Consider the following 7,969-nt stretch of genomic DNA (forward strand, 5'->3'; position numbering starts at 1 on the left):
CACAAAGTGAACAAGCGCGAGCATTACATGAATTATAAACCTTGCCGTTAAGTTTATGACATTGAATGAGGATTTCCTTTGACCAATCAGTTTCAGCCTGGGGCAAGGCATAGCAATAATAACAGTAATGTTCACACCCAACATAAGTATCAACTTGATATTCAATGTCTTTTAATCCGCAGGAAGAGAGAATTGGTCTGCTTGAGCATACAGATACTTTCATTGAATTATATCCCTTCAAATATAAAAGAGGTCATCCATTGAGGAAAACGTATTAGAACTAATATATAAATGGAACAAACTTTTTTGTAGTCCTATAATATTCAATAAATTCATGTTTATATTTCTTATTTAGGTGCTCATCAAGCATGGGAATTTCAAATGCAATAAAATAAATAACCATACCCGTTGATATACACAAGCAAACTATATTATATGTAATCAGTGCTAATCCAAAATAGGCAATAGCATCTCCAAAGTAGTTAATATGCATGGAGTATTTAAAGAGCCCCGAGGTGTATAACTTCCCCTTGTTTTTTTTATTTCTTTTCCAGGAAAACCTTTGGTAGTCAGCCAAAGTATTGATGCAAGATCCAAACAGAAATAAGGATATCCCGAAAATGTCGATTGTTCCAATTGAATCCGGGTGACTTCCTGCGGAGATACCAAAAAAATAAAACATCATAAAAAACAAAACTGTAACAAGGCCTCCCTCGAACCAGCAAATCTTTCGCTGCATGAAAACAAACAGGCCTATAGTGAATCTAATAAAGTAAATGAAACAGCAAATGAACATGATTATTTGTCGGTAGATATTTCCCTCAACTTTTTCAAAATTCAGAACATTCACGAACCAGTCTGAATAGCCTGTTGTTAATGCCGTAGCAGTGAGAGTTCCCGCTAATACACCCATAGACATGAGCGCCTTTGCTGGAATTGACGGTGAGTGTTCATATAGAAAAATCATTTTTCTTCTTTATGAGAGGTTACTCCGAACATGTCATTTCAACGCTGCTTTTCAGCGGGCGCGGCTTTTTGCCCGCTGAAAAAGCCTTGTTAGCCATTCTACAGCTTGGTTTCTGAATCTTCCTTAATGATTTTAAGCATCTTTTTCCGTGTTAACCCACTAAAAGGCTTAATCATTAACCAATACAAGCGAAATGTAATTTTAGTAATAGGTGCAACACACAACACTCTGGTTTCTGTGCTGACTTTGGTTTTATTTTCTCCTAACTCTTCACATTGGAAGTTCCAAACGACTTTGATCCACGGTGAAATAGAATTGTTTATGAAATCCTCATAGCTTGGTATTGGTGCAATTTTTACTCTTGCCCAAAAACCAATTAAGTTTTCATAAGGGGCATTACTTTCAAGGTTTGTAAAACCAATATCATCGATAAAATCTTGTAAGTTTAATCTTTGTGTTGGTAATCCTCTGAGTTTGAATAACCATGCAATTGTTTTGGATTTTGAAAGATCAAAGTCATTTGCGACGTTAAAGACATTAGCAATTGGAGAATCTGCCACTATTTCGTGGTATTCATTAAAAGTGTAGTGACGTAAGTACTTGTCTATGAGAATGTCTTTTTGCATATGAAAATCCCACTTATAAAGGAAAAATTTTCAATATATTGGCTAACCCCCTAATTACCGGCTCGCCCGGTGAATTTGGCTTGTTGAGATTTATATTGCAACAACAAATGTTTGATCACGGAATTCATTAAGGGCACTTGAGTTCTATTGTAGCTGCTGCAACCTCTAATTCAGTTTTCACTATTGAAAACACACCGGCATCACCTTCAAACCGATCAATAAACGGATACTTGATACCAGAATAGTTGTATATCCCGTCCATCCGTGAAGCTGTAACATTAAGTTCAATTTCTAAATTCTCATCTTTAACAATCAAATGCCAGCTATCCCGGTCCAATCTTTTGAAAATCCCCTCAAGTACTATTCTCTTCTTCTTAATACTCGGAATAAATCCGATTTTAGGATAAGGAAACCAATATTCGAGTTTGGCTCGCTGCCCTACTTCATCGGCAATGAGATTGAAAGTAATAGTCGACGTATCGGCGTAGGGTGACCCGTCGAAGATGCCACTATCACTTATCTTATAATATAATTCGCCGCTATTGTCTTCGGTTTGAGCTACACGAATATTCAGCTTACCATTATTGGTATAAACACAGCTAGTCCAAAAACCTTTATACTCATTTCTTTGGGCAGAGAACAAATCATTTGAGAACGTATTCTGACAAAATAGAAACGTGAAGGTTGTTGCTAAAATCCATAAGCGAATCAGGGATACGAACATCCTAACCATCCTTAACACAGAATTAATCCACCATTTTCTTGATATTTATATTGTAAATACTTAACAATTCCTACAAAGAATGCAATAGCTTCTATTAGGTTGCAAAAATCATTCTATTTGTGATTCAAAGGCTGAAGGTTGCTTATTGTGGATCGGCTACTCTTTATAACGCGTTTCAAAGCAACTCCCGTTCCGCAACGCACGACTCTTTGCATTTAATAAGGGGTTAGAGGCCACACCATTGTAATTGATAACACTAGGACTAGGTATACAATAACCCACATCAAAATGGGTCCGCTCGCCCCTTTGAACTTTACTCCGACCGCTTCAAACTCTATCTGTCCTCGAACATTCTCTAATGTACCAACGATGAAGTAAGCGAGGAAGCCTGCAAATGGGAGCCCAACAAAAAAAACGTAGTGGTCACGAAATAGTTTGGCAATCCAGCCTCCTGTCCAATAAAAGCTGCTCCAGATAAACGAAAGATAGATAACGAAACATATCGCTCCCAAAACTAAAGGGACTTTAGAGCGAGAGCGCTTTTCTTCTTGGATATCGGCCATAGTTTACTTCTCCTAATTGGCCCTTGGGCTACCTGCCAACCGAGGCCAAATTGATCTTACTTTGAAATTATAGACACAATGATCTTTTTTTGAAATTGTAGACTCATAACCATGCTGGAATCTCGTATGATTATGCCCTTGATTTACTCTCCTATTTCTTAAGACGAACTCTCAACATCACCGGTGAAATCCGGTGCATGTTGATTGTTGAACTATACTTTTAATCAATCAAGGGTCAACGGCAGATTTGATCCCTTTTCTTTTAATTTTTATTATTCAATTCCTATACATGAATATTCAAATTCAATTGTCGATCCTTTTTGCGTGCCGCCAAGTCCTCTCTAAGTTGCCACCAATAAATATGTTTTTTTGAAAATATAACTGGTTCAATCTGCTCAACTAAATCAGATTTTGTAAGAATACTAGCTGAAAATCCCTTTTTTAACAAAAGCTCTAAGACCTTTTGAATTTGGTGGTATTCAGCCTCACAGGGCTGGTAAGGATCGGTATGAGAATCCATTAAAATCTCTAATTGAGCTATGTATGGTTGAACTTTTGTAAAAACCTCTTGATCAATTTTGTTATTTTTTAACAGCCTGTTACAATGGCATCTACTATTGACAGGTCGAAATTAATCACATCAAGATACTGCATATAATGCCTTGGTTGGTTAATATGGAAATAATTATCCCTCAGATAATGGATGCCCCGATTTTAAGGAACGGTTGTATTCCACCCACCAGATAGAATATTATTGCAATCAAACCGATACAAACCGTAGTGATAAAAAAGTACAATAACACTCTGGACTGAATCACTACCTCACTGTTTTTATATTTTCTGTAAATACACCAGGAAATTAACCCCCATAAAATAGGTAGGGCAATGGAGAGTGTTTTAAAATCAATAGCCAGTTTTGTGATCCATGGCAGTGTCATTGCCAAATCAGCATATTGCACAAAATGATTATATGCTGGTGTTATAACAGCCACTGCAATACACCAGCAAAGGAAAATGATGACTGAATTAAAAAAAACAAAATATTTCCACATGCGATTCTGCTCCTCTATTAAATAATGTTTGATATCAATTAACCGACTGTAATATTATTCCACAGAAGACCCGCAAATAGTACAGAAATTCGCCCCGGATCTTATTTTATTGCCACAGTTACTGCATGTGCGAGACCTGCTGACCGATTTTTTACTGTTTGTATATTTTTCTCCACAATTTGTGCAAAAAACCGCACCATCATGTATTGGCAAATGACATCTACTGCATTCAGGTTTTGCTTCAGGAATGATATCCTGATCTCTCTTAAGAGGCAGAATCTCAGCAGCCTCGCTCGATAGAAATTCAATAATCTCATCTCCTGATGTCAGCTTCATGTAAACATGATCAGTAACAGTGGGTGAAAAAACAAACACAGCCCCTCCTGGACCTATCAGAAAAACCCGGCTTGATACAGCCGGATCATCACCCATAATAAGGCTCACCCGCTGCCACTGGATCCCACTCCTTAATCCGAACATGGCAGGAATAACATCCCGGAGAGGTTCAGTAATGACATACCGTCCTGTAATACTTTCCTTTAAATAATCACTGGCAGTCAGTTTTTCGAAGGCAATATCTATTTCCGAAATACACGGAGGATCGCTGCGCATGGTTGTCGCAGGTAAATATGAAATCAACTGATCGAAATCCGAAAACCCCCAACTGGCTTCCAGGTAGCCTGTAACATCTCCCAATGAAAATGCCGTACCAGGTTCAAGCCCGATATCAGGAAACCCTTGTCTTCTGTAGGCGGTACGGCCGATATCAATTACAGCACATAGTACCGCTGCTGTGGCGGTATCCAGATGCGCCTCAAAAGAGGTTTGTTGAATCCATTCATCGGTTTCAGGCGGAATCATTTCTGAAGCTAAAGCAATCAGCCCGGCAATATCCGTCATTCCCGAAAGGCTCCATCTTCCGTCAGCCAGCTCAATAAGCAGTATTCCCGGACCCTCGGTGATGTTATCGGGAAAATAGGCACTGGTTTCAGCAGATGCCCTCTCTGATCCCCAGATACGCAGCGTAATATTGGAGAGCGGTGCAGTTAGTATGGAAACAACTTTTTTCCCAAGTGCACTTAAAACAGGCGTTGTAAAGTCTGTCTTTTCAAGGATGCCTGATAAAACAAGCTGCTTCATCTCCTCCGGTTCAGGAGACCGTGCTTCAGAAAAACGGTAGCGTGGAGACAGATTGGTTTCTTTCATATCACCCTTTAAAAGCCATGCCAAACTTTTTGGCTGCAGTTCACACTGCCATTCTGGCGGAGTTATTTTTTCCAGGGAAAACATATTGTTCATCACGATTATTCTCCTTTTCCCTGATTATTCTCGGCTATTTTTCTGGCAAGCCTTGTCCGTTCTTCATCCAGTTTTCGGATACGCTGCTCCAGGTCGTCTGGTTCAGGAGGTGCAGGATCAATAGGAGGGTTATCAATAGAATGTTGTTTGGATGTTTTGTTTACAGCATCACGCATTGCGCTTCGTATATCATCAGCTGCCTGCGGCCCTTCCTGAAAGTCCTGATGAACAACAGGCGTACCTTTAGGCATGACTGCCCCCAGCATCCGGTTCTGTTCGGGGAGTTTTTCAAGGGCTTCTTTGATTCCCCCGGGATATGCCGGGATACCATCAGGATTTTGACCGCTGGGATCAGGCTTTGGGATAGACCGTATTGCAGACTCTAATGACTGCATCGTTTCAGGAGACGAGCTGGAATCTGTGGGTGCACGCAGGACCAGTTCCATTGCTTCTGCTACATGAGGTTTCATAGGAGGCACAACAACACCCGCCTGGCGCTGTCCCTCATTGAGTTTTATTAATTGTTTTATTCCCTTTTGTGTCTGAGCAACTGCTTCGGGGATGTTCCCGTCAATATAATCTCCAGGCTTTACTTTCCACATCGTCGTAGTTCCTTCGGCATCTATCAGACCCCTTCGCTGGCCTCTCTGGGCTTCCAGTATCCCAGGCCCTGTCCGTAATTGTCCTTCAGCGTCAATTACAGGTCTTACTGCCCCTCCCGATTCAATACCGATTTCAGCTTTCACAATATGCCTCGACCCGTCAGGAGCAGTTACCGCAGTGAAAATCTGGTTGGAATTATCAATACTTGCCTCCATATGGTAGGGATCAGTAAATACCTGGTTTCGGCTTGCAGCCCAGGCACGGGCGTTAATCTGATCATCTGTTAACAACTGACCCTGAAGTCGTGATATCTTCTGATTTACAAGGGCATCAATCCTGGCCTGCCGTGCTTCAGTGTCTACCGGAGACATACCCGCAGCTTTAAGTGTTTGGTTTTCTATTTTTATCTCGGCATCAACTTTGTTCTGTACCTGATCTTTAACCCTTTCAACCGTGTCCTGATCCAGAGGTCTCTTTCTAAGGTGGGCCAAAGCCTGCTTCTGCCTGTGAAATTCCGGTTCGGTTTCAGGGGTAATATTACCATCAGTATCTGTTTTGCCTAATTTATAGGTCTGTTTATAGAACTCATCATATGCCTCATTCTCCCAGTGGCGACGGTCAATCTGTATCAACTGTACCTGATCAGTGCCCTCTATGGGTCGTGCAATACACATGATGGAATCCTTGTCAGCTCCCACACCGGGATTAGACCCTGGTGTTGAAAAACTGGTGATAATCAGCCGGTCTCCTTCCTGCATTTTTGCCTGAATATCGGGCTTATTGAGCACTCGCGCAATAGTTGCTTCATCTGCCGGGTCAGAGATCAATTTCTGTCTGGTATCGATAATGGCCTGCTGCACTTCAGGATCGGCAAGCTTTGCACTTCGGCTGGAAGCAGTATCTACCAGCTGATTAAACGCCTTTTTCTTATCTAACAGAATAATCGTTTCTTCAGCACCGGTTACAGGATTCTTTTGCACTATTGTTTTCCTGGAGTCCCAGAGATCCCGGATTAATTCGGGCTGATCTTTCATGGCAACTATCTCTTTTTGCTTCTCTGAAATTTCATCAATTGTTTTACGAACCCTGTCTTCTGCATCCACTCCATCAGGATAGGCTTTGAATCCATCAGAACTATTTACAGTAAGAGCTTGAGCCAGATCATTGCCCAGCCGGGAACCTGTCCGGTTTATCAATCCAGTAGCAACGCCTTCCCCGAAACTACCTCCATTAACATAACTGCCCGCACCACCCATGGCCCCTGACCATGCAGTTCCGGCTACCTCTTTGACAACCCGGTTTCCGATTTTGTCTATGGCACCACCTCCAATGTCCCCGACTGCAGACATTAGTCCTGTTTTTCCAGCCTTGGCAAGGTCCCCGGTTCGAAGGAGGGTTTCGGTAGCATCGAATCCGGCCGGTATCAGGATTTTTGCAGTCTTTGAAACACCCGGACCACCGCAATAAACTCCAACAGCACCGTCTTTAGCACCAGAAAGAAACCCCACTGCCGATTTTTTTACCGTTTTTTCTGCTATTTTTATCCAGTTCTTATCATTTATGGGGCCGTACTTTTCAACAGCATCCAGATAGGCTCCTGTACCTTCGCCTGCTCCGGTTATGGCACCGGTTGCTCCGCCTGCAGCCGCCATGGCTGCCAGGGAAGATCCACCTGTAGCAGGGCCGGCAAGCACAGCAATACCAGCCTTTGCTGCCGATTCAATAGCCTTTGCACCATACTCTGCCACATGGCTTGCAACAGCCCAATTACGTTCTGATGCGTGTTCCTGCACTGAGACTTTTATATTTTTATAAACACGGTCACGGAACATATCGCATATCTTGTCCCACTGACCGGCAGCAATCAGGTCATCCACATATCCCGCATCCTCCCCCTCTTCTGTAAGCAGTCCACGCAACCGGTCGGCAGCATGATTTCTATTCTTTTCAAGCATTGCTGCATTGAATTTATCCTTTGCATCCTTATATTCCTTGGCAAGCCTGGCATCCTCATGTTCCTTTGAATACCATGTGTCCGTATCAGCATCATAGCGGTCTCCCCTGGCCCTCTGGGCAGCGTCTGATTTTGTCTGTCTTTCTTTACGTTCAGCATCAAAACGGCTGTCAATTTCAGC

General features: G+C 42.0%; 9 protein-coding genes. All 9 read right to left on the reverse strand.

What is annotated here, in order from left to right:
• On the reverse strand, positions 1-223 hold a 223-nt coding region (locus K8S13_RS08500; protein ID WP_291461936.1), incomplete at its 3' end, for a hypothetical protein.
• A gap of 57 nt (positions 224-280) precedes the next feature.
• On the reverse strand, positions 281-967 hold the full coding sequence (locus K8S13_RS25670) for a DUF1295 domain-containing protein (protein WP_367172552.1): 687 nt from the start codon (positions 965-967) through the stop codon (positions 281-283).
• Between the two features lie 98 nt (positions 968-1,065).
• Positions 1,066-1,593, reverse strand: coding sequence for a hypothetical protein (locus tag K8S13_RS08505; RefSeq protein WP_291461937.1), 528 nt, complete (start codon positions 1,591-1,593; stop codon positions 1,066-1,068).
• Between the two features lie 127 nt (positions 1,594-1,720).
• A complete protein-coding gene (locus K8S13_RS08510) occupies positions 1,721-2,317 on the reverse strand; it encodes a hypothetical protein (RefSeq protein ID WP_291461938.1) in 597 nt (198 codons plus the stop codon).
• A 215-nt stretch (positions 2,318-2,532) separates the two neighbouring features.
• Positions 2,533-2,880 (reverse strand): hypothetical protein, encoded by a 348-nt coding sequence (locus K8S13_RS08515; protein WP_291461939.1) that lies wholly within the window; start codon positions 2,878-2,880, stop codon positions 2,533-2,535.
• Positions 2,881-3,163: 283 nt separating this feature from the next.
• Positions 3,164-3,400, reverse strand: coding sequence for a hypothetical protein (locus K8S13_RS08520; protein ID WP_291461940.1), 237 nt, complete (start codon positions 3,398-3,400; stop codon positions 3,164-3,166).
• Positions 3,401-3,572: 172 nt separating this feature from the next.
• Positions 3,573-3,932 carry a hypothetical protein gene (locus K8S13_RS08525; RefSeq protein WP_291461941.1) on the reverse strand — a complete coding sequence of 120 codons (360 nt, stop codon included), beginning with the start codon at positions 3,930-3,932 and terminating at the stop codon, positions 3,573-3,575.
• A gap of 54 nt (positions 3,933-3,986) precedes the next feature.
• Positions 3,987-5,231 (reverse strand): zinc ribbon domain-containing protein, encoded by a 1,245-nt coding sequence (locus K8S13_RS08530; RefSeq protein WP_291461942.1) that lies wholly within the window; start codon positions 5,229-5,231, stop codon positions 3,987-3,989.
• A 5-nt stretch (positions 5,232-5,236) separates the two neighbouring features.
• Positions 5,237-7,969: hypothetical protein (locus K8S13_RS08535; protein WP_291461943.1), on the reverse strand; the 2,733-nt coding region annotated here is incomplete at its 5' end.

It is taken from the genome of Desulfobacula sp. (assembly GCF_021107415.1).